The sequence below is a fragment of the Anoxybacillus tepidamans PS2 genome, from assembly GCF_000620165.1.
Taxonomy (GTDB): Bacteria; Bacillota; Bacilli; order Bacillales; family Anoxybacillaceae; genus Anoxybacteroides; species Anoxybacteroides tepidamans_A.
On the sequence record NZ_JHVN01000002.1, the window covers coordinates 1 to 21,294 of the forward strand.

At 45.4% G+C, this 21,294-nt stretch carries 23 protein-coding genes; 1 reads left to right on the top strand and 22 read right to left on the bottom strand.

Annotation, left to right across the window (positions count from 1 at the left end):
• Positions 1 to 274, top strand: a 274-nt coding sequence (locus N667_RS18195; RefSeq protein ID WP_035097904.1) for a transposase, incomplete at its 5' end; no start/stop codon positions are given.
• Positions 275 to 367: 93 nt separating this feature from the next.
• On the opposite strand, the gene ylqF is transcribed toward N667_RS18195, so the two are convergent.
• The 22 genes from ylqF to N667_RS0102870 form a co-directional block, all read right to left on the bottom strand.
• Positions 368 to 1,222, bottom strand: a complete 855-nt coding sequence (ylqF, locus tag N667_RS0102765; protein WP_198020507.1) for a ribosome biogenesis GTPase YlqF — start codon at positions 1,220 to 1,222, stop codon at positions 368 to 370.
• Positions 1,223 to 1,774 (bottom strand): signal peptidase I, encoded by a 552-nt coding sequence (gene lepB / locus N667_RS0102770; protein ID WP_027408154.1) that lies wholly within the window; start codon positions 1,772 to 1,774, stop codon positions 1,223 to 1,225. It abuts the gene before it with no gap.
• 131 nt (positions 1,775 to 1,905) lie between these two features.
• Positions 1,906 to 2,250, bottom strand: a complete 345-nt coding sequence (gene rplS / locus N667_RS0102775) for a 50S ribosomal protein L19 (RefSeq protein WP_027408155.1) — start codon at positions 2,248 to 2,250, stop codon at positions 1,906 to 1,908.
• A 130-nt stretch (positions 2,251 to 2,380) separates the two neighbouring features.
• Complete coding sequence (gene trmD, locus N667_RS0102780) at positions 2,381 to 3,115, bottom strand: tRNA (guanosine(37)-N1)-methyltransferase TrmD (protein WP_027408156.1); 735 nt, start codon at positions 3,113 to 3,115, stop codon at positions 2,381 to 2,383.
• Positions 3,115 to 3,633, bottom strand: a complete 519-nt coding sequence (gene rimM, locus N667_RS0102785; protein WP_027408157.1) for a ribosome maturation factor RimM — start codon at positions 3,631 to 3,633, stop codon at positions 3,115 to 3,117. The genes trmD and rimM overlap by 1 nt, the downstream gene beginning before the upstream one ends.
• 17 nt (positions 3,634 to 3,650) lie before the next feature.
• Complete coding sequence (locus N667_RS0102790) at positions 3,651 to 4,037, bottom strand: YlqD family protein (RefSeq protein ID WP_027408158.1); 387 nt, start codon at positions 4,035 to 4,037, stop codon at positions 3,651 to 3,653.
• Positions 4,038 to 4,265: 228 nt separating this feature from the next.
• A complete protein-coding gene (locus N667_RS0102795) occupies positions 4,266 to 4,502 on the bottom strand; it encodes a KH domain-containing protein (protein ID WP_027408159.1) in 237 nt (78 codons plus the stop codon).
• A gap of 14 nt (positions 4,503 to 4,516) precedes the next feature.
• Positions 4,517 to 4,789, bottom strand: a complete 273-nt coding sequence (gene rpsP / locus N667_RS0102800; protein WP_027408160.1) for a 30S ribosomal protein S16 — start codon at positions 4,787 to 4,789, stop codon at positions 4,517 to 4,519.
• Positions 4,790 to 4,882: 93 nt separating this feature from the next.
• A complete protein-coding gene (ffh, locus tag N667_RS0102805; RefSeq protein ID WP_027408161.1) occupies positions 4,883 to 6,223 on the bottom strand; it encodes a signal recognition particle protein in 1,341 nt (446 codons plus the stop codon).
• Between the two features lie 13 nt (positions 6,224 to 6,236).
• Complete coding sequence (locus tag N667_RS0102810) at positions 6,237 to 6,569, bottom strand: putative DNA-binding protein (protein WP_027408162.1); 333 nt, start codon at positions 6,567 to 6,569, stop codon at positions 6,237 to 6,239.
• A 106-nt stretch (positions 6,570 to 6,675) separates the two neighbouring features.
• A complete protein-coding gene (gene ftsY / locus N667_RS0102815) occupies positions 6,676 to 7,671 on the bottom strand; it encodes a signal recognition particle-docking protein FtsY (protein ID WP_027408163.1) in 996 nt (331 codons plus the stop codon).
• Positions 7,672 to 7,692: 21 nt separating this feature from the next.
• Entirely contained in the window at positions 7,693 to 11,256 is a 3,564-nt protein-coding gene (gene smc / locus N667_RS0102820) for a chromosome segregation protein SMC (protein ID WP_027408164.1), read from the bottom strand.
• Between the two features lie 133 nt (positions 11,257 to 11,389).
• On the bottom strand, positions 11,390 to 12,136 hold the full coding sequence (gene rnc, locus N667_RS0102825; RefSeq protein ID WP_027408165.1) for a ribonuclease III: 747 nt from the start codon (positions 12,134 to 12,136) through the stop codon (positions 11,390 to 11,392).
• Between the two features lie 112 nt (positions 12,137 to 12,248).
• Positions 12,249 to 12,482: an acyl carrier protein gene (gene acpP, locus N667_RS0102830; protein ID WP_027408166.1), complete on the bottom strand. Its 234-nt coding sequence runs from the start codon at positions 12,480 to 12,482 to the stop codon at positions 12,249 to 12,251.
• Positions 12,483 to 12,549: 67 nt separating this feature from the next.
• The gene (gene fabG, locus N667_RS0102835) at positions 12,550 to 13,290 is read right to left on the bottom strand and encodes a 3-oxoacyl-[acyl-carrier-protein] reductase (RefSeq protein ID WP_027408167.1); all 741 of its coding nucleotides are present in this window, start codon (positions 13,288 to 13,290) and stop codon (positions 12,550 to 12,552) included.
• Positions 13,290 to 14,234, bottom strand: coding sequence for an ACP S-malonyltransferase (gene fabD / locus N667_RS0102840; protein ID WP_027408168.1), 945 nt, complete (start codon positions 14,232 to 14,234; stop codon positions 13,290 to 13,292). The genes fabG and fabD overlap by 1 nt, the downstream gene beginning before the upstream one ends.
• A gap of 12 nt (positions 14,235 to 14,246) precedes the next feature.
• The gene (gene plsX, locus N667_RS0102845; protein ID WP_027408169.1) at positions 14,247 to 15,233 is read right to left on the bottom strand and encodes a phosphate acyltransferase PlsX; all 987 of its coding nucleotides are present in this window, start codon (positions 15,231 to 15,233) and stop codon (positions 14,247 to 14,249) included.
• Positions 15,217 to 15,813 carry a transcription factor FapR gene (gene fapR, locus N667_RS0102850; RefSeq protein WP_027408170.1) on the bottom strand — a complete coding sequence of 199 codons (597 nt, stop codon included), beginning with the start codon at positions 15,811 to 15,813 and terminating at the stop codon, positions 15,217 to 15,219. Before fapR ends, plsX begins: the two co-directional genes overlap by 17 nt.
• A gap of 94 nt (positions 15,814 to 15,907) precedes the next feature.
• Positions 15,908 to 17,956, bottom strand: coding sequence for an ATP-dependent DNA helicase RecG (gene recG / locus N667_RS0102855; protein WP_027408171.1), 2,049 nt, complete (start codon positions 17,954 to 17,956; stop codon positions 15,908 to 15,910).
• Positions 17,949 to 18,836: an L-serine ammonia-lyase, iron-sulfur-dependent, subunit alpha gene (sdaAA, locus tag N667_RS0102860; protein ID WP_027408172.1), complete on the bottom strand. Its 888-nt coding sequence runs from the start codon at positions 18,834 to 18,836 to the stop codon at positions 17,949 to 17,951. The genes recG and sdaAA overlap by 8 nt, the downstream gene beginning before the upstream one ends.
• Positions 18,837 to 18,877: 41 nt before the next feature.
• Positions 18,878 to 19,540: an L-serine ammonia-lyase, iron-sulfur-dependent subunit beta gene (gene sdaAB / locus N667_RS0102865; RefSeq protein WP_027408173.1), complete on the bottom strand. Its 663-nt coding sequence runs from the start codon at positions 19,538 to 19,540 to the stop codon at positions 18,878 to 18,880.
• 65 nt (positions 19,541 to 19,605) lie between these two features.
• Positions 19,606 to 21,276 (bottom strand): DAK2 domain-containing protein, encoded by a 1,671-nt coding sequence (locus N667_RS0102870; protein ID WP_027408174.1) that lies wholly within the window; start codon positions 21,274 to 21,276, stop codon positions 19,606 to 19,608.
• Between the last annotated feature and the right edge of the window lie 18 nt (positions 21,277 to 21,294).

Below are 21,294 nucleotides of genomic sequence, written 5' to 3' on the forward strand. Positions count from 1 at the left end.
CTTCCGAGTATCCGTTCATCAAGACATCTATGATCGAATGAGGAATCGTCGGTTATCGGCAAGGGGCAAGGTGTTGCGATCAGTTCGTCCCGCCACGATCGAGCGAAGTTTCGCAGAAAGCAAAGAACTCCACGGTCTTCGCTTTGCGCGGTACCGAGGAGTTCGATACGTACAGATTCAGGTTTGGATCACCGCCATGATCCAAAACCTAAAAAAATGGGCCAAATTACGATCCCTTCAACTCTATGGCCTATCTTTAACGTATCAAATGTAAAGCCAAAAGAAAAGAAAAAGTTCACATGTTCCGTGAACTTTTTCTTGACGCCTGACTTTTTCAACACTTTGTAAAGCCCGTTTATTTCGGGCTTTATGGTTTTTCAAAGCTAAGCCGTCCGAGCTTTTCTGTGCGAATGTCCCGCAACACAAGTTCTGCCACTTTGTCATAATCCACCGTTCCGCCGCCTACAAGGCAGCCGCGGCGGGTACCGATGGCGTCAAACAACTCAACAATGTCATCTGAAATATCATCAAGCGAATAGCGCTCTTTTAAGCGATCCGGATAATGCTGTTTTAAAAAACGAAGTGCATATACCGCAACATCTTGCAAATTTAAAATGGCATCCTTAATCGCGCCGGTTGTAGCGAGCTTTAATCCAACCTCTTCATCTTCAAACTTCGGCCATAGAATCCCTGGTGTATCTAAAAGCTCCATTTCTTTTCCTACCTTAATCCACTGCTGCGCTTTTGTCACACCAGGCTTATCACCGGTTTTAGCAATATGCTTGCCAGCAAGGCGGTTAATAAGCGTCGACTTGCCGACATTCGGAATGCCCACTATGAGAGCACGCAACGGCCGAGGGTTTTTAATGCCTTTAGCGGCCATTTTGGCAAATTTATCTTTCATCATATCTTTAGCCGTAGCAACAATCTGTTTGACGCCTGTTCCCGCTTGCGAATCAATGGCTAACGCTCGCACACCTTGCTGTTCAAAAAAGGAAATCCATTGCTTCGTGATAGCGGCGTCGGCCATGTCGGCCTTATTAAGTAAAACGATGCGCGGCTTGTTTGCCAAAATGTCATCGATCATCGGGTTTCGTGACGATAGCGGAATGCGCGCGTCTAACAACTCAAATACGATATCGATGAGTTTTAATTTTTCCTGCACTTCCCGTCTCGCTTTCGCCATATGACCCGGAAACCATTGAATTGTCATTGCTTCCACCTACTTATTAATAATGCGGGCATCAGAAAGCGGCCAATATACAATATTTGTTTTGCCTACTACTTTATCCATCGGGATAAATCCGATATGGCGGCTATCTTTGCTAAATCGACGGTTGTCCCCCATAACAAACAAATAGCCTTTAGGTACCGTCTTCTTCCCCGTGATTTCCTCTAGTGTAAAAGGTTCTGTTAGCGGTCCGTCAACAAGCTGTTTTTTGTATTGGTCTAAATACGGCTCTTTATAAGGTTTCCCGTTCACATATAATGTATCGTTTTTATATTCAATATGGTCGCCTGGCAAACCGATGACCCGCTTAATATAATCTTTCCCTTCTTCGGCATGAAACACAATAATATCAAAGCGGTGCGGTTCACCAATTCGATAAGACAATTTATTGACAATCATTCGATCATGGTCATGCAAAGTCGGCATCATCGATTGACCGTCAACAATAATAGGTGCAAAAACAAAATAACGGATACCTCCGGCTAACAGAACAGCAATGGCGATCGCCTTCAGCCACTCCCATGTTTCATTCTTTTTTGTCATCGTTCTCCCACCTAGCGTGTGATTTGATTAGAAAAAAGGAGCTTGAACACCAAGCTCCTTTTTTCATCTTACCATCCGATGTTGTATCTTTCCATTCGCAAACGAATTTTGAGACGAATGGAGTTGATGGATTAGCGAATTTCTTTGATGCGTGCAGCTTTACCACGAAGTTGACGCAAGTAGTAAAGTTTCGCACGGCGTACTTTACCGCGACGAACCACTTCAAGATTTGCGATTTTTGGCGTATGCACTGGGAATGTGCGCTCAACACCTACACCGTAAGAAACTTTACGAACTGTAAATGTTTCGCTTACACCAGCGCCGCGACGCTTAATCACAACGCCTTCAAACACCTGAATACGCTCGCGGTTTCCTTCAACGACTTTCACGTGTACACGCACTGTGTCGCCAGGACGGAATTCAGGCAAATCTGTTCGCAATTGCTCTTTTGTGATTTCTTGAATTAAGTGGTGCATCCTATTCAACTCCTTCCAACAGATGCTCATACCAATGCTTTTTCATTAGCAGCGGAACATCGTTTTAACGACTTAAGCAAGCCTAAGTCACAAAGATTATACTAGCATAAAGGGGTATTGTATGCAATAGTTACCGTTCGTTTTTTTGAAATTCTTCCAGCCATTTTTTTTGCTGTTCGGTTAATTGATATTGTTCAAGAAGATCAGGCCGGCGCAAAAACGTCCGGCGCAGCGACTCCTTTTGCCGCCATTCGTCAATTAAACGGTGATTGCCGGATAAGAGAACCTCCGGCACTTTAAGACCGCGAAAATCAGCCGGGCGCGTATAATGCGGATGCTCCAGCAAACCTGAGCTATATGAATCGTGGACGGAAGAAGCTTCATTGCCAAGAACTCCTGGCAACAAGCGGACCACGCTGTCGACAATCACCATCGCGCCCAATTCTCCGCCTGTCAGCACATAATCGCCAATCGAAATTTCATCCGTTACTAAATGTTCGCGTATACGTTCGTCATATCCCTCATAATGTCCGCAAATAAAAATCAAGTGCGATTCTTTTGAAAGCTCCTCAGCTTTCTTTTGCGTGTATCGTTCTCCTTGCGGGCAAAGCAAAATGATGCGCGCACTTTGCGACTCTTTTGCCAAATGGGCAACCGCATCAAAAATCGGTTGCGGCTTTAACACCATCCCCGCTCCACCGCCATAAGGGTAATCATCGACGGTTTGATGTTTGTTATCGGCGAAATCACGAAAATTGACTACGTTAATGGAAACCGCCTGTTTTTCTTGCGCTTTTTTTAAAATGGACTCACTAAACACACCTGTAAACATATTAGGGAATAATGTAAGGATGTCAATTTTCATCATTCAAGCAATCCTTCCATTGGACGAATCGTAATCTTTTTCTCATTGACATCGACATTGATCACGACATCGGAAATATATGGGATAAGGACATCTTTTCCATTTTTTTGTTTAACAACCCACACATCGTTCGCACCAGGCGTTAATATTTCTTTCACTACACCAATCGTTTCGTCATTTTCCGTTACGACCGTGCAGCCAATGATTTCGTGAAAATAATACTCTCCTTCGCCTAATGGGCCAAGCTGACTTTCCGGCACCTTTAAAACCGATCCTTTAAATTTTTCAACATGGTTAATGTTATCGTATCCTTCAAAAGACAATAAATCGAATGATTTGTGGACACGATGGCTTTTCACTTTGACTTCGATCGGCTCTCGCGCCCCTTCCGTAAAAATGTAAAGTGTATTCCCGATTTTGTAACGCTCCTCGGCAAAATCGGTTTTAGAAATGACCCGAACTTCTCCGCGAATACCATGCGTATTCACAATCGTTCCAACATGAAACCATTTCGTCACTTTCCGTTCACCTCTTTTCAGCGAATTTCTTCGACAATGCCATTTTTTACAATAATCGCCCGCTTCGCCATAATATCCTCCCAACGATCCCCTACCTTCACTTCAACGAGCGCTTGCACCTCACGTTCTTTCAATTCACTTCCTAACGGTAGAATATGTAATTGTTCCATTTGAAAATCAAGCAGTTTTATTTTTTCAACTCGATCGTCAATTTCTTTTGTAAAATATTGCTTCAGAACGGTTGGCGAATATTTTGCGCTTTTTTCAAGCTTTTTCTGCTCAAACCGAAGTTGGTCACATTCTTGTTGAAGCTGCCGTTTTCTCGCCGCAAATTTTTCGCGCAGCTCCGCTCTGCTTTTTTCTGTTAAAATTTGCTTTACTTCAACGGTTTGGATAATTTTCATAACGCCACCCCTAAAGCGGTAATAAGAAAAGCACAAAACGCCCGTTTACTAGTGAAGGTCGTGCTATCTCCATTAACTCAATGCCTAGACTTATGTTTAAATAAAGAACACAACTTAACGTGTCGCTGCCGCATTGCAGGACAGCGCCACTTGAGCGGATCGAACTTGAAGCTAAACAGCGATTCAGAAATTTATGCTTTATTATATAAAAAAGGCGAGGATTTCCCCTCACCCTTTGTCTTTCACTTGCACGACAACACGCTTCGGCTGATCGGAAGCTGCAGCGTACACAACCGTTCGAATGGCATGGATGGTGCGCCCTTGCTTTCCGATTACCTTTCCGATGTCTCCTTCGTGCACAGATAAAACATAAGTAATAGTACTCTCATCCGAAGACTCTGTTACGACTACGTCTTCAGGATAGTCGACAAGCGCCCGCACAATCGTTTCAATTAACGCTTTCATTTACATCCCGGCTATTATTTGCCGTATTTTAAGTTGTGGAATTTCTCTAAAATTCCTTGCTTAGAAAGAAGGTTGCGCACTGTGTCAGATGGCTTCGCGCCGTTTTGCAACCATTTTAACGCCAACTCTTCGTTGATTTTTACTTCTGCTGGCTCAGCAACCGGATTGTACGTACCGATTGTTTCAATAAAGCGGCCGTCGCGCGGAGAACGAGAGTCCGCTACTACAATACGATAGAAAGGTGATTTTTTCGCACCCATGCGTTTTAAACGAATTTTTACTGCCATTTTTTCTAGCACCTCCGTAAATAGTTCACACAAGATAGTATATTAGCAATAATCATCTAGTTTGTAAAGTGTTTTTTCTTAACACATTATTCCCTACATAAATGGGAACTTAAACCCTTTTTTCTTGCCTTTTGTCATCGTCGTCATCATTTTCATCATTTTCTTCATTTCATCAAACTGTTTTAATAGGCGGTTCACCTCTTGAACCGACGTGCCGCTTCCTTTCGCAATCCGCTTTTTACGGCTTGCGTTAATAATTTCCGGATTCGTCTTTTCTTCCTTCGTCATTGAGCGAATGATCGCTTCGACGCGGCCGATTTGTTTTTCATCAATGTGGATGTTGTTCAAGCCTTTAATTTTATTAGCGCCCGGGAGCATTTTTAAAATTTCATCAAGCGGGCCCATTTTGCGCACTTGTCCGAGCTGCTCAAGGAAGTCGTCAAACGTAAACGACATTGTGCGCATTTTTTGTTCGAGTTCCCTTGCTTTTTCTTCATCAACAGCAGCTTGTGCTTTCTCAATCAGCGTCAGCACATCCCCCATGCCTAAAATGCGCGAGGCCATCCGCTCCGGATGGAACGGCTCAAGTGCATCCATTTTTTCGCCCATTCCGACGAATTTAATTGGCGTATTCGTCACTGCTTTAATCGATAAAGCGGCACCGCCGCGCGTGTCCCCATCGAGCTTCGTTAAGATGACGCCCGTTAGGCCGAGCTGTTCGTTAAAGCTCTCGGCGACGTTGACAGCATCTTGTCCCGTCATCGCATCAACAACAAGGAAAATTTCATCCGGCTTGGTAAGTTCTTTAATCTGTTTTAACTCATCCATTAATGCTTCGTCAATGTGAAGCCGGCCCGCTGTGTCGATAAGGACATAATCGTGATGGTCTTCTTTCGCTTTGGCAATCGCTTGCTTCGCGATCTCGACTGGACTGACTTGGTCGCCAAGGGAAAATACCGGCATGTTCAGCTGTTTTCCTAGCGTCTCTAGCTGCTTGATCGCCGCTGGGCGATAAATGTCAGCCGCTACTAAAAGCGGTTGGCGATTATACTTTTTGCGCAAAAGGTTGGCAAGTTTCCCTGTCGTCGTCGTTTTTCCGGCCCCTTGCAAACCGACCATCATAATCACGGTCGGCGGACGGTTCGCGACGGCGATTTTGCTTTGTTCGCCGCCCATGAGTTCGGTTAATTCTTCCTTGACCACTTTAATGACTTGCTGGCCAGGTGTTAAGCTCTTTAATACTTCCTGCCCGACAGCGCGCTCGCTCACGCGTTTGACGAAATCTTTCACGACTTTAAAGTTGACATCTGCCTCTAACAGCGCGAGACGGACTTCCCGCATCATTTCTTTAACGTCGGTTTCCGTTACCTTTCCTTTGCCGCGAATTTTGCTCATCACGCTTTGCAGACGGTCGGCTAATCCTTCAAACGCCATTAATTACCGCCTCCTACTCTAATTTCTCTAGCGATTCAATCATTTGCAATAGTTGTTGATCATCAGCATATTTTTGCGAAACTAGCTGTTTTAACTGCTTAATCAGTTTTTGTCGCTCCTGGAATTTTTGAAATAACAGAAGCTTTTTCTCGTATTCCTCAAGCATCGCTTCTGTCCGTTTAATATTATCATAGACGGCCTGTCGGCTTACTTCATATTCTTCTGCAATTTCGCCGAGGGAGTAATCGTCTAAGTAATAAAGCGCCATGTAGCTTCGCTGCTTCGGGGTTAACAACGATTGATAAAAATCGTACAAATAATTCATTCTCGTTGTTTTTTCAAGCATCGAACTCCCTCCCCGCTTGTTAAGTAAAATACCTTTACAAATTTTTAGTGTATCGTCTTTTAGAAGGAGTGTCAAGTTTTTTACCTTACAAAAAATCGGATAGCATTTATCTATCCGATTGTGGTTCCTCTAGCAAATCAGCAAATAGCCCGTATACGTATTGCTCTGGATCGAACTCCTGCAAATCGTCCATTTTTTCGCCGAGTCCAACAAGCTTCACAGGAATATTTAACTCGTTGCGAATCGCAAGAACGATGCCGCCTTTCGCTGTTCCATCGAGTTTTGTGAGCACGATCCCCGTGACATTCGTCGCCTCTTTAAAAATTTTCGCTTGGCTCATCGCGTTTTGCCCGGTCGTCGCGTCCAACACAAGCAATACTTCATGCGGCGCTCCCGGAATTTCGCGTTCAATGACGCGCTTCACTTTCTCAAGCTCTTTCATTAAGTTGACTTTATTTTGCAAGCGTCCAGCCGTATCGCACAACAACACATCTACGCGCCGCGCTTTTGCCGCTTGGATCGCGTCATACATGACCGCCGCCGGATCGGAACCCGCCGATTGCTTAATCACTTCTACTCCAACGCGTTCGCCCCATACTTCCAACTGTTCAATGGCCCCAGCGCGAAACGTGTCTCCCGCCGCCAGCATGACCATTTTTCCTTCTGATTTCAGTTTATGAGCCAGCTTACCGATTGTCGTCGTTTTTCCGACGCCGTTGACCCCGACAAATAAAATAACGGTAAGCCCGTCCGGCTGAATGTTCAACGTCGCAAGCTCTTCAGCGCCGCCGCGGTAGATGTCGACGAGCTTTTCTGAAATGACTGCTTGCATCTCTTTTGTATCTTGAATGTTGCGTCGCTTCACTTCCATCTTTAGCTCATCAATCAGCTCCATTACTGTCGTGACGCCAACGTCGGCCGCGATTAAAATTTCCTCTAACTCTTCAAAAAACTCCTCATCTACTTTCCGATAGCGGGCAATTAAATCGTTCACCCGCCCGGCAAATGAATCGCGCGTTTTCGAAAGCCCTTGTTTAAACTTTTCGGTTACCGCATCTGTTTGCTGTGTAATTTTTTCTCTTAGCTTTTTAAAAAAACTCACCGCTAATGCCACCTTTCTACACTACGATTTTACAAGTTGTTTTGAGTCCTCCAAGCGAACGGATACGAGCTTCGACACGCCGGACTCTTGCATCGTCACACCGTAAAGCACATCGGCTTCTTCCATCGTTCCTTTTCGGTGAGTAATGACAATAAATTGTGTTTGGTTGCTGAATCGCTTTAAATACTGGGCATAACGATGCACATTTGCTTCATCAAGCGCCGCCTCCACTTCATCGAGGACACAAAATGGCACGGGGCGCACTTTTAAGATTGAGAACAATAAAGCGATCGCTGTCAGCGCCCGTTCACCACCGGAGAGCAAACTTAAATTTTGCAGCTTTTTTCCTGGCGGTTGCGCCACAATATCGATGCCTGTATTTAACAAATCGTCCGGATCGGTCAGCTGTAAATCAGCTCGTCCACCGCCAAACAATTGCTGGAACACGTCACCAAAATGCGAACGAATCTGCTGGAAAGTAGAAAAGAAGCGCTTTTTCATTTCCTGATCCATTTCATCGATGACTTGGTATAAAGTTTCTTTCGCTTGCTGTAAATCACTTTTTTGACTTGTTAGAAACTCATATCGCTCCGATACGCGTTCATACTCATCGATCGCGCCTAGATTGACGGTTCCTAACTCGTCGATCGCTCGTTTAATCAGTTTGACCTTTTTTCTCGCATCATTGGCATCCATCTTTAGCGGATATTTTTCTTTCGCTGCTTCAAATGTAAGCATATATTCTTCACGAAGGCGCGCAAGCAGGTTTTCCAGTTCGACATCAAGCCGGTTTAATTTGACTTCTTCATCTTTAATGATATCGGTCAATTGTTTATACTGCCGTTTTTTCTCTTTTAGCTCGCGCTCAAGATTTTCAAGTGTTTCTTGGCATTGCAGCCTTTGTTCACGACGGCTCGCAATAAGTTCCACTGTTTCGTTTTTATGTTGCAGTTTTTGTTTTCTTAAATGTTCAAGCTGTTCCTCGCCAGAATGGTTTGAATCCATTTCACTAACTAGTGCCGCTAAATCCTCTTTGGCTGTTTGTAGCTGTGTTTCTGTTTCCGCCTGTTCAAGTTGAATTTGCTCAACTTTCTCTTCGATATGCTTCAGCAACTGTTGTTTTTCGGCAAGAGCAATTTTCTTCTCCGTAATCGCTGTCTGCAACGCTTCCTTAGAGCTTTGTTCATCTTGTTTTTTTAGCGCGAGCTGCTCCATTTGTTCATCGATCTCAGCAAGTGTTTTTTCAATTTGTTCAAGTTTTTTCTCGACAATTATCATTTTCTCGCGTGTTTGTGCCATTTCTTGTTCGTCATGCGCCTTTTCATGGTCGTACAACGCAAGGCGCTCATTCATGTGCCTTTCTTGCCATTCAACTTCGCGCCACTCGCTTTTGATTTCTTGAAGAGCGAAGCGGCATTGTTCTGTTTCATTGCGAAGTTCTGCCATTTCCGTCTCTCGCTCGGCCGCTTCTTTCTTTTTCTTTTGCACATATCGTTCGAGCTGCTCTGTTTTTTCCTCCATTTCTCGGAGTTTGTCGGAAATCGTTTCAAGTTCACGGTTGCGCCCTAACAGCGAGTTCGTCTTTTTCGCAACGCCGCCGCCCGTCATCGCGCCGCCAGGGCTGACGACATCACCGCCTAGCGTTACAAGACGGTAGCGATAATGAAGCAGGCGCGCTAACTCGTTCGCTCCTTTCAAATCGGTCGTGACAATGACATTGCCGAGCAAATGCGACATAACCGCATGATACATTGAATCGTATGCAATCAGTTCACTCGCCACACCGACAAACGCCGGATGGTTGCGCACGAGCGCTAGCTGCTCTATCGGGATGGTTCTAGACTGAATAACATTCAACGGCAAAAACGTGGCCCGGCCATATGCGTTCGTTTTTAAATACTGGATGGCCGCGCGCGCTGCTTCCTCGTTGGCCACGACAATATGCTGCGTCGCTCCTCCAAGTGCTATTTCTATCGCTGTCTCGTACTCGCTTGATACGCGGATCAGTTCAACGACCGCTCCGTGAATTCCAGAAAGTTGTTCGCGCGCTTTTAAAACCTCTTTAACGCCTTGAAAAAATCCAGCATAATCATGCTGCATTTCTTCTAGCATTTCCTTTCGCGATTTCGTCTGTTGCAAATATTGATATGCTTGATAGAGCATTGCTTCCTTTTTCTCAATTTCTTTCTTTAATTCAGCGATTTGGGCGCTTTTTTCGCGAAGCAGCGTTTCGCGTTCTTCAAGCGCGCGTTCTGTTTGTTTATATTTTTCTTCTAAAGCTGCATGACGCTCTCGAACATGTTGTCTTTCAAGCAAATTTTTCTCGTTCTCTTTTGCCAGCGCCGCTTGCTTTGTCTCAAGCTTTTCGAGCAATGCCTGCAAATGGGAGCGCTCATTTTTTAATGACGCTTGCTCGTGAACGATTTCGATATAGTCGCTTTTTAGTTTCTCCATTTGCTCTTCAACGCTTACATCATAAGAAGAAAACGTTTGCTGCTTTTCCTTCAGCTCTGTTTGAATCTCGTTCATTTCTTTTCGAATAGTTGCAAGCGACTCTAGTTCTTTTTCAAGCGTTAACACTAGCCGTTCCTTTTTATCAGAAAACGAAGCAATCGCTTCTTCAAGTTGTTTTTTATATTGAGCGGCATTTTTCTTGCGTTCTTTTAATACTTCTTTCCGCCCTTCAAGCTTTTCAAGTTCTTCGCTGACAACAAGCAATACTTGTTGGAGACCGTCGATCGATTCATCGAGTGCCGTCATCTGGTCGCGCAATTGCTCAACAGTCGCCTCCTCTTTTTGTAACGTTGCTGACAGCGACATTTCGTCTTGTTGATGGATAGACAGCTGCTCGCTCAAATTCGCCCATTGCTGGTGCAATTCCTCAATTTCATGGGCAATAAGTGCCACTTCAAACGTTTCAAGTTCTTCTTTCTTTTCAAGATAATCTTTCGCAATCGAAGCCTGAATTTTCAATGGCTCAAGCTGGCTCTCTAATTCATGTAAAATGTCGTTGACACGATGCAAATTTTCTTGCGTTTCAATAAGCTTATGTTCTGCTTTTTTCTTTCGGATTTTATATTTAAGCACCCCTGCCGCCTCTTCGAAAATCGTACGTCTTTCTTCTGGCTTGCTGCTCAAAATTTCTTCGATGCGTCCTTGCCCGATAATCGAGAACGCTTCTTTTCCAAGCCCGGAATCCATAAATAAGTCAATAATATCTTTTAAGCGACAAGGTTGCTGATTGATTAAAAATTCACTTTCGCCGGAGCGATACACGCGCCGAGTAACGCTCACTTCTTGATAATCAATCGGCAAGAATTGATCTTCATTATCAAGTGTCAACGTTACCTCCGCGATATTTAAAGGTTTGCGTGAATCACTTCCCGCAAAAATAATATCTTCCATCTTTGCTCCGCGAAGCGATTTTGCTGACTGTTCTCCTAACACCCAGCGAATCGCATCGGTAATGTTGCTTTTTCCGCTGCCGTTCGGGCCGACAACGGCGGTCACCCCCGGAACAAACTCAATCGACACACGCTCCGCAAAAGATTTAAATCCAACAATATCTAATCGTTTGAGGAACATCCGTACCCCGCCTCGCTATCTTTCATCTAAAATCTTCATTATTGTATCATAACTTTTAGCTTAAATATAGAATGAGAGAGGAAAAAAGAGCTGACTATCATTTGTTGAGTCAGCCCTTTTTCCACGATAAATGTCACGATTCGCTCATCAACGCTTTTAACTTTTGCAGCGCCATTTGCGCAGCTTTTTGTTCCGCTTCCTTCTTCGATTTTCCGACGCCAATTCCAAACTCTTGGCCGTTTAAAGAAACGCGGGACACAAACTCTTTATTGTGTGCAGGTCCTTTTTCTTGTAAAATCGTATATTCGATGACACCGCTTCCGTCTCGTTGGACGAGTTCCTGTAACTGGCTTTTGTAATCCATCACATGAGAAAAAGCACCTTCGTTGATTTTTGGGAAAATCGTTTGGCCCAAAAATCGAACGACCGCATCCATTCCTTGATCTAAATAAAGCGCACCAATAAACGCCTCAAACACATCCGCCAAAAGCGATGGACGCATTCGTCCTCCCGTCATTTCCTCTCCTTTTCCTAGCAAAACAAGCTGGCCAAATGAAAGATCGTTGGCAAACTTTACAAGCGACGGCTCGCATACAATGGCTGCCCGCAATTTAGTTAACTCCCCTTCACTCATTTGCGGGAAATGTTGGAAAAGATATTGTGAAATGGTCAGCTCTAACACAGCGTCTCCTAAAAATTCGAGTCTTTCGTTATCCTCATGCGGTCGTTTGCGATGCTCATTCACATACGATGAATGAGTAAACGCTTGAATCAACAGCTTTTCGTTTGAGAAAAATATGCCGATTTTTTCTTGCAACTCTTTAAACTTGATCCGCTTTTTTTCACCTATGCGCTGCTCTTTGTCTTTTTGTCTCGACATAAATAAGGACCTCCGGACTTCATTCGCTCAATGTATTCGGCAATGAATGTTAGCTAGGACAAAAAAGCATAGAAAGCCCCGTTAAAATAACGGGACTTTTCTAGTTATATCATTACATGCGGCTTTTTATGTAGTTCACAGCATCTCCAACCGTGACAATTTTTTCTGCTTCCTCATCAGAAATTTCCATATCGAACTCGTCTTCTAATTCCATTACAAGCTCTACTACATCTAATGAATCAGCGCCTAGATCATCTTTGAAAGAAGCTTCAAGCGTTACTTGAGACTCCTCTACTCCTAAACGGTCTACGATGATTTTTGTTACACGCTCTAATACATCTGCCATTACACTCACCTCCTCTCATGATTATAGTAAATTTATCGCAAAAATACTAGCCAATAATAAAGATTCATTACATGACCATTCCGCCATCGACATGAATCGTTTGGCCGGTAATGTAGCCTGCCGCATCCGACACTAAAAATGCTACAACTTTAGCGATATCCTCAGGCTCTCCAAAGCGAGCGAGCGGAATTTGCTTTAGCATCTCGGTGCGGATGTCTTCAGCGAGACGATCCGTCATGTCGGTTGTAATAAATCCAGGTGCCACCGCATTGACGGTGATGCCGCGGCTCGCAAGCTCTTTCGCCGCCGTTTTCGTTAAACCGATAACGCCCGCTTTGGCAGCCACATAGTTGGCTTGCCCCGGATTCCCCATTACGCCAACAACCGATGCGATATTGACAATACGGCCATAGCGCTGTTTCATCATTGGGCGTGTAACAGCTTTTGTGCAATGGAATACACCTTTTAGATTCGTGTTGATGACTTCATCCCACTCTTCTTCTTTCATGCGCATAAGCAAATTGTCGCGCGTTACACCGGCATTATTCACCAAAATATCAACGCGCTCAAAGCGTTCCATCACTTCCTTTACCATTCGATCGACCGCCTCCGCGTTCGATACGTCCGCTTGAATGGCGAAAGCTTCCCCGCCCATTTGTTCAATCGCTTCGACTACTTCTTTCGCTTTTGCTTCGCTGCCAGCGTAGTTGACAGCCACTTTCGCGCCTTGACGAGCTAACTCTAAAGCGATAGCGCGCCCAATTCCGCGCGATGCGCCTGTGACAAGCGCCACTTTTCCTTGTAACATTACGATTCTCCTTTCAATGATGCAATGGTCGTCTCAAGGGAGGCGAAATCATTCACCGCGTATACTTGCACATTGCGATCCACTTTTTTCACAAGACCTGATAACACTTTCCCCGGACCAATTTCAACAAATGTGTCAACACCTAACTCAATCATTTTTTCTACCGATTGCTCCCAGCGAACAGGCGAATACAATTGCTCAATTAACAATTGTTGAATCGCTTCCTTTTCTTGCATTGGCTCAGCCGTGACGTTAGCTATTATAGGAATCTCGGCATTCGCAATCGCCACTCCGTTTAATACATCCGCTAGCTTGCCAGCCGCAGGCTTCATGAGCGAGGAGTGGAATGGGCCGCTCACATCAAGAGGAATAACGCGTTTCGCCCCTTTTTCCTTAGCCATTTGCGATGCGCGCTCAACCCCCGCTTTTGAGCCGGAAATGACAATTTGCCCCGGACAGTTTAAATTGGCCAGTTGAACGGGCGCTCCTGCTTCAGTCACTTCGTTTGTGATGGCCTCAAGTTCCCCAGCCCCCATTCCGAGCACTGCCGCCATTGTTCCTTCACCTGCTGGAACAGCCTCTTCCATGAACTCGCCCCGCTTGCGAACAACATATACGGCATCATCAAACGACATCGCTCCCGCTGCCACAAGCGCCGTATATTCTCCTAAACTATGGCCTGCCACATAATCAGGGGCGATGCCAGCTTCTTTGACCTTTTCAAGCAGCGCAATGCTTGTCGTTAGCAAAGCCGGTTGTGCATTATAAGTGAGCGTTAGCTTCTCCTGTGGTCCTTCAAAAATAATCGATGAAAGCGAAAAACCAAGGCGCTCATCGGCTACCCGAAACACCGCTGCCGCTTTCTCGTCCTTTTCGGCTAGTTCTTTTCCCATACCAACCGTTTGCGATCCTTGCCCTGGAAAAATAAATGCAATTTTCCCCATATAGTTCCCTCCTTAGGAAATATGTCGGAGTTCTTCCTTAATTGTTCCGACCATGTCGTTTATGACCATTTCGCGCGCTTGACGCACCGCATGAAAAATCGCGTTCGCGTCTGAAGAACCGTGCGCTTTGATCACGGGTGCGTTTAGTCCGAATAAAGCCGCGCCGCCATACTCGGAATAGTCCATTTGTTTCTTAAGCCCCATTAACTTCGGCTTTAGTAGAGAGGCTGCTATTTTGCTAGAAAAGCTGCTCGTTAATGCTTTTTTCAACATCGAAAACATTGAAATAGCCGTTCCTTCAATCGCCTTCAATGCAATATTTCCACTGAAGCCGTCCGTGACGACAACATCAGCCACTCCTTGCAACAGGTCGCGCGCTTCAACATTGCCGACAAAATTCACATTGGCCTCTTGAAGGAGTTGAAATGCCCGCTTTGTCAAATCGTTTCCCTTTTGATTTTCCGTCCCAACGTTCAATAAGCCAACACGCGGATCTGCGATTCCTCTTGCTTTTTTCGCATATACTGCTCCCATTAACGCATATTGCAATAAATGCTCTGGGCGGGCATCAACGTTTGCGCCCACATCTAAAAAGACAAAGCCTCCTCCGTCAACCGTTGGCAGCGTTGGAGCTAAAGCCGGGCGTTCGATTCCTTCAATTCGCCCGACAACAAATAACCCAGCGGCCATTAAAGCGCCCGTGTTTCCCGCCGAGATGCAGGCATCCGCTCGACCTTGCTTCACTTCTTCAGCCATTAACACCATCGATGATTGTTTTTTTCGTCTTACAGCACGAACCGGTTCATCAGTTGCTTCAATCACTTCGTCTGTATGTACAATTTGAATCCGTTCTTTGGCAGAAAGGTGCGGTTCGATTTGTTGTTCATCGCCAAATAACACGATTTCAATGTCTTGAAAGTGCTGAACCGCCTGCACCGCTCCCATTACAATTTCTTTTGGGGCATGGTCTCCGCCCATGGCATCAATCGCTATTCTCATCGTTTACTCCATCCTTTTTTGCGATGTTTGATCGGTACATTTCAAATTCGCCTGAAAATACGAGCTCCTGCCCAACGTAGCTGTTAACCTCTACCATCGTTCTTCCGCTTCCATTGACGTCTTTTACCTTTGCTTTTGCTACAACCCGTTCGTTTTCTTTAACTGGACGTGTAAAGCGAATATTTGCCTTTGCCGTTAATGCGAGCTCATCGTTGATAACCGCCACTGCGAGCGAGTTGGCTTGGGCGAACAAGTGATGTCCGCGTGCAATGCGATTTCGCCTAAACACATGCTCCGCTTTAACATCAAAAATAGAAATGGCGCTTTGATCAGGCTCAATGTCGACGATTTCGCCGATCACCTCTTCGATTGGCAGCGACTTCACCTTATCAGCAAACGATTTTTCCGCAACGTGCTTAATTCGTTCGCGCAACTCAGGGATCGATAATTCGAGCCTGTCTAAACGAATCGTTTGAATGCTGACAGAGAATTTTTCCGCTAGCTCTTCATCTGTAATAAAAGGATTTTCTTCAATGGTCTCCCGCAGCATTCTTTGCCGTTCTCGCTTCGTCTTTCGCATGATCGATACACCGTCCACTTCTATGACTAGGTACTAATAGTAGTATATAATTCGAAAACACAGATTGCAAGATGAAGTTTGCAATCTGTGTTTCTCAGTCCAATTTTTCTCCGCTGAACACGCCGGCTTGCTGCAGGTAAAAACGCAACCATCCGTAAGATTCATCGTGCCAAAACGCTTGTGAATCAACTAATCTCGCAGCGTCATTTCGCGCCACTTCAAGAATTCGGTAGTCGTGCACAACATCTCCAAGTTTAAAATCCGGCATGCCGCTCTGCTTCGTTCCGAAGAAATCACCAGGACCGCGCAGCTGTAAATCTTTTTCCGACAACAAAAAACCGTCATTCGTCTCCGTCATAATTCGCATTCGCTCTTTTCCGATCTCCGACTTCGGGTCCGCCAAAAGAATGCAATAAGATTGCTCGCTGCCGCGACCTACGCGTCCGCGCAGCTGGTGAAGCTGTGCCAAACCAAATCGCTCCGCATCGTAAATAAGCATAACAGTGGCATTCGGCACGTTCACCCCGACCTCGACGACCGTCGTCGACACTAAAATTTGTACTTCATTTTGACTAAATGCTTTCATGACTGCGTCTTTTTCCTCGGAGGAAAGCCGTCCGTGCATCAAACCGATGCGATATTTCCCGCGGTAATGGTGAACGAGCATGCTGTGAACATCGAGCGCGTTTTGCACATCAAGTTTTTCCGATTCCTCAATAAGAGGACAAATTACGTAGGCTTGCCTTCCCTTCTGAACCTCTTTTTCAATAAAATGTAGAACGCGATCAAGCATATGGTGCTTGACCCAATATGTCTCGACTTTTTTACGCCCGGCCGGCATTTCATCAATAACAGAAACGTCCATTTCCCCAAACGCTGTAATTGCGAGCGTCCTCGGAATCGGTGTTGCCGTCATAAACAACACGTCCGGCGATTCTCCCTTTTCCCGTAAAATGCGCCGTTGTTCAACACCGAAGCGATGTTGTTCATCAGTAATGACGAGTCCGAGCCGATGAAAATTGACTTCATCTTGAATGAGCGCATGCGTGCCGATCACAATGTCAACGCGCCCTTCAGCAAGCTGCTCAAGGAGTTCTTTCCGCCGCTTCCCCTTGACAGAGCTTGTCAACAGTTCGACCTGTACATTTGTTCCAGCCAATAGCTGCTGCAGCGAATGGGCGTGCTGTTCAGCTAAAATTTCTGTCGGCACCATGAGCGCGCCTTGATATCCGGACAATACAGTCGCATATAAAGCGATCGCGGCGACGACCGTCTTTCCTGAACCGACGTCACCTTGAAGGAGTCGGTTCATTCGATACGGGGACCGCATATCTTTGACAATTTCTTGAACGACGCGCTTTTGCGCCCCTGTTAGCGGAAACGGAAGCTTTTGAATGAACTGCTGCAATATCTCCATCGAAAAATCATGAGCAATGCCGCGGGAGTGTTCTCGCTGTATTTTACGGAATGCGTGAATTTTTAATTGAAATAGCAAAAACTCTTCATACACAAGTCGGCGCCTTGCTTGCTTTAGTTCTTCGTGGGAACGCGGGAAATGAATAGCAAAAATAGCTTCTTTCTTCGATACAAGGCGGTAAGCTTGGCGTATAGAGACAGGAAGCGGGTCGTGTATCGCTTCCCCGTATTGTTCAAGCGCTAACTTCATAAAACGCCGCATTCCTTTAACGGTTAGTGCGCCTTTTGTAGAATAGACCGGTTCTAACTCTTGTGTTTCTGTTGGCACACCAATTTTCAAATCGCTGGCTGTAATCGTTTGACGGTGCTGATCCCATTTCCCGATGACCGTCACGGTTTCATTGATGGACAATTTGCTTTTCAAATATGGACGATTAAAACAAACGACCGTAATTAAATAACGGTCGACAAGAAGTCGAAACGTTAAGCGGGATTTTTTGCGGGCATAATACGTAAGAGAAGGTTCGCTATGAACCTTCCCTTGAACCGTTACTCTTTCGTCATGTTTCACATCTGCTAAATCTCGTACTTCATAATCTTCATAACGAAAAGGAAAATAGGCAAACAAGTCTTCAATCGTTTCAATCCCCATATCCCGCAATGCTTCGCCTGTTTCCTCTCCAATTCCTTTAATTCGCGTAACTGGCTCTTGCAATACGTTATTCACGGTGATCGTTAGGAACGCCGAAAATTTTCGCAGCTAACGCGCGTCCAGTCGGCGTTGCCGCTAACCCCCCTTGTGCAGTTTCTTTTAAAGCAGTCGGCATCGTTTCGCCGATGCGATACATCGCCTCGATTACTTCATCGCAAGGAATGCGGCTTTTAATCCCCGCAAGCGCCATATCCGCTGCCACCATCGCGTTCGCAGCTCCCATCGCGTTCCGCTTGACGCAAGGCACTTCCACTAATCCCGCAACCGGGTCACATACTAATCCTAACATATTTTTTAGAGCGATGGCCATTGCCTCCGCAGCTTGGCTCGGCGTGCCACCCGCCATTTCAACAAGCGCAGCAGCCGCCATCCCCGCCGCTGAGCCTACTTCCGCTTGGCAGCCACCAGCGGCTCCAGAAATCGAAGCGTTATTGGCTACAACAAACCCAAACGCTCCTGCCGTAAATAAAAACTCGACCATCTGTTCACGGGTAGGATGCAGCTTTTCTTTGACAGCAAATAGTGTTCCAGGCACAACCCCCGCAGAGCCCGCCGTAGGCGTAGCACAAATAATTCCCATTGCCGCATTCACTTCGTTCGTTGCTACCGCTTTACTAACGGCATCTAAAATCGTTTCTCCCGACAAAAAACGTCCCTCGCGAATATAGTTTTGCAACAACACTGCATCGCCGCCCGTCAGCCCTGAATGGGAAGAAACGCCAGCCAATCCCTTCATGACGGCTTGCTCCATTACTTGTAAATTACGATCCATTTGCGTGAAAATTTCTTCTCTGCTTCTTCCTGTTTCTTCAATCTCTTGGCGAATCATTACTTCTGCAATTTTAATTCCTTGACTTTCCGCAAGCTGCACTAACTCTGCAACATTTCGAAACATCTAAGATGCCGCCTCCTTCTCTCTGTAAACGCTTTCTACTGTTAATCGACAATTTTTGTCACTTGAATAATGTGAGGAAGTTGCGAAAGCTCCTCAATAATAGAAGCATCAATCGGCTGATCGACTTCGATTGTCATTAATGCCTCTTTTCCTTTTTCTTTGCGCGACACTTCCATATGGCCAATATTAATCGCATATTTTGCCAGCACATTCGCGACAGAAGCAATCGTTCCATAACGGTCGTTATGAACAATAAGAAGCGCTGGATGGTGTCCGGATAATTTAAGTTCAAATCCGTTTAATTCCGTGATTTCAATTTTCCCGCCTCCGATCGAGATGCCGACAAGCTCGAGCTCCCCTTGTTCATCACCGATGCGAACTCTCGCAGTATTTGGATGGTTTGGAACCGCTTCCTCTTCATAAAACACTACTTCCATACCTTCTTGCTTTGCAATCTCAAGCGAAGATTTGATGCGTTCATCGAACGTATCAAAATCCAACAACCCACCGACAATAGCTACATCGGTGCCATGCCCCTTATACGTTTGGGCAAACGAACCGTAAAACGAAATATGTGCCCACTTCGGCATTCTTCCAAACAAGCTGCGTGCCACTCTGCCAATTCTCGCTGCTCCCGCTGTATGTGAACTCGATGGACCAATCATAATTGGTCCGATAATGTCGAATACGCTTCTATACTTCATGCTGCCTCTCTCCCTCTAATATCCAATAAAATAGAAGGGGATTCCCCTTCTACTATTCTAACATATTATTCAATTGAAAAGATAAACGGATATAACGGTTGTTTTCCATTATGAACTTCCACTTCTACATCCGGACGCACTTCTTCAATATGGCGAACGATTTCCTCCACTTCTTCTTCAGATGCGTCTTCTCCATATAAAATAGTTACAATTTCCGAATCGTCATCTAGCAATTGATTCATTAATGTCTTTGCTACGTTGATCTTATCTTTCTCCGACACAACAATTTTTCCGTCCGCAATTCCCATGTAATCATCTTTTGCAATCTCTACTCCATCTATTGTTGTGTTGCGAACAGCGAATGTAACTTGACCTGTCTTTACCCGGGATAAAGCGGTGGTCATTGCTTTCTCGTTTTGTTCAGCCGAGACGGAAGGATTGAATGCTAAAATTGCCGACATCCCTTGAGGAACCGTTTTGGATGGAATCACAATGACCCGGTTGTCCACGACTGAGGCCGCCTGCTCGGCAGCCATAATGATGTTCTTATTGTTCGGAAGTACAAAAACCGTTTCTGCATGAACGTTTTCAATCGCTTTTACGATGTCTTCTGTACTCGGATTCATCGTTTGCCCGCCTTCAATGACAGATTGGGCTCCGATGCTTTTGAATAGGTTTGCGATTCCATCTCCCATGGCAATCGTAACAATACCGTACGGTTGCTTTTGCTTTGGCGCCTCCGGCATCGGCTTAGGCGGTTCGTTGACAATATTGGCATGTTGCTCGCGCATATTCTCAATTTTTATATTTAATAAACTCCCGTAACGTTGCCCATATGTTAATACTTCGCCTGGATGTTCTGCGTGAATATGAACCTTTACAAGCTCATCATCTGCGATCACTAATAACGAATCGCCAAACTGGCTTAAATCCTCGCGAAACTGTGCTTCAGAGAACGGGTATTCTCTTAATTTTTCCGCCTCAAACCGTACCATAAATTCCGTACAATAGCCGAACTCTATTTCATCTGTATGGATATGGCTTTGTGCACTTTTATGATGTTCGGCGTTTACAAGGTCGCGCATCGAAACGCTTTCTGCTTCCAGCGTTTCGATCGTTTCGCCTTTTAATTCAGCTAAAAATCCTTCGTATACATAAACAAGCCCTTGTCCGCCGCTGTCGACGACACCAACTTCCTTTAAAACAGGAAGAAGATCCGGCGTCCGTTGCAAAGATGCTTTTGCTTCTTTGACGACTTCCTCCATCACGGCGGCAATATCCGCTTGTTTTTTCGCTACAGTCACCGCTCGTTTCGCAGCATCTTTCGCCACTGTCAAAATCGTTCCTTCGACCGGCTTCATCACAGCTTTATAAGCCGTAGTAACCCCCGCTTCCAATGCTGCGGCAAATTCGCTGCTATTGATCGATTGCTTGTTCTCCACCGCCTTAGCGAAGCCGCGAAACAGCTGGGATAAAATGACGCCAGAATTTCCACGGGCGCCCATCAGCAATCCTTTGGCAAGGGCTCCCGCCACTTTTCCAATATGATCAGAAACGTGATTTCTCACTTCTTTTGCCCCAGATGTCATCGACAAGTTCATGTTTGTGCCTGTATCGCCATCTGGAACCGGAAAGACGTTCAGCGCATCGACTGCCTTTGCATTATTTGATAAATGTTGCGCGCCTGTTAATACCATGTCGGCAAAACGCCTTCCGTCTAACGTCTGAATTGTCACCGATGAATTCCTCCTTAC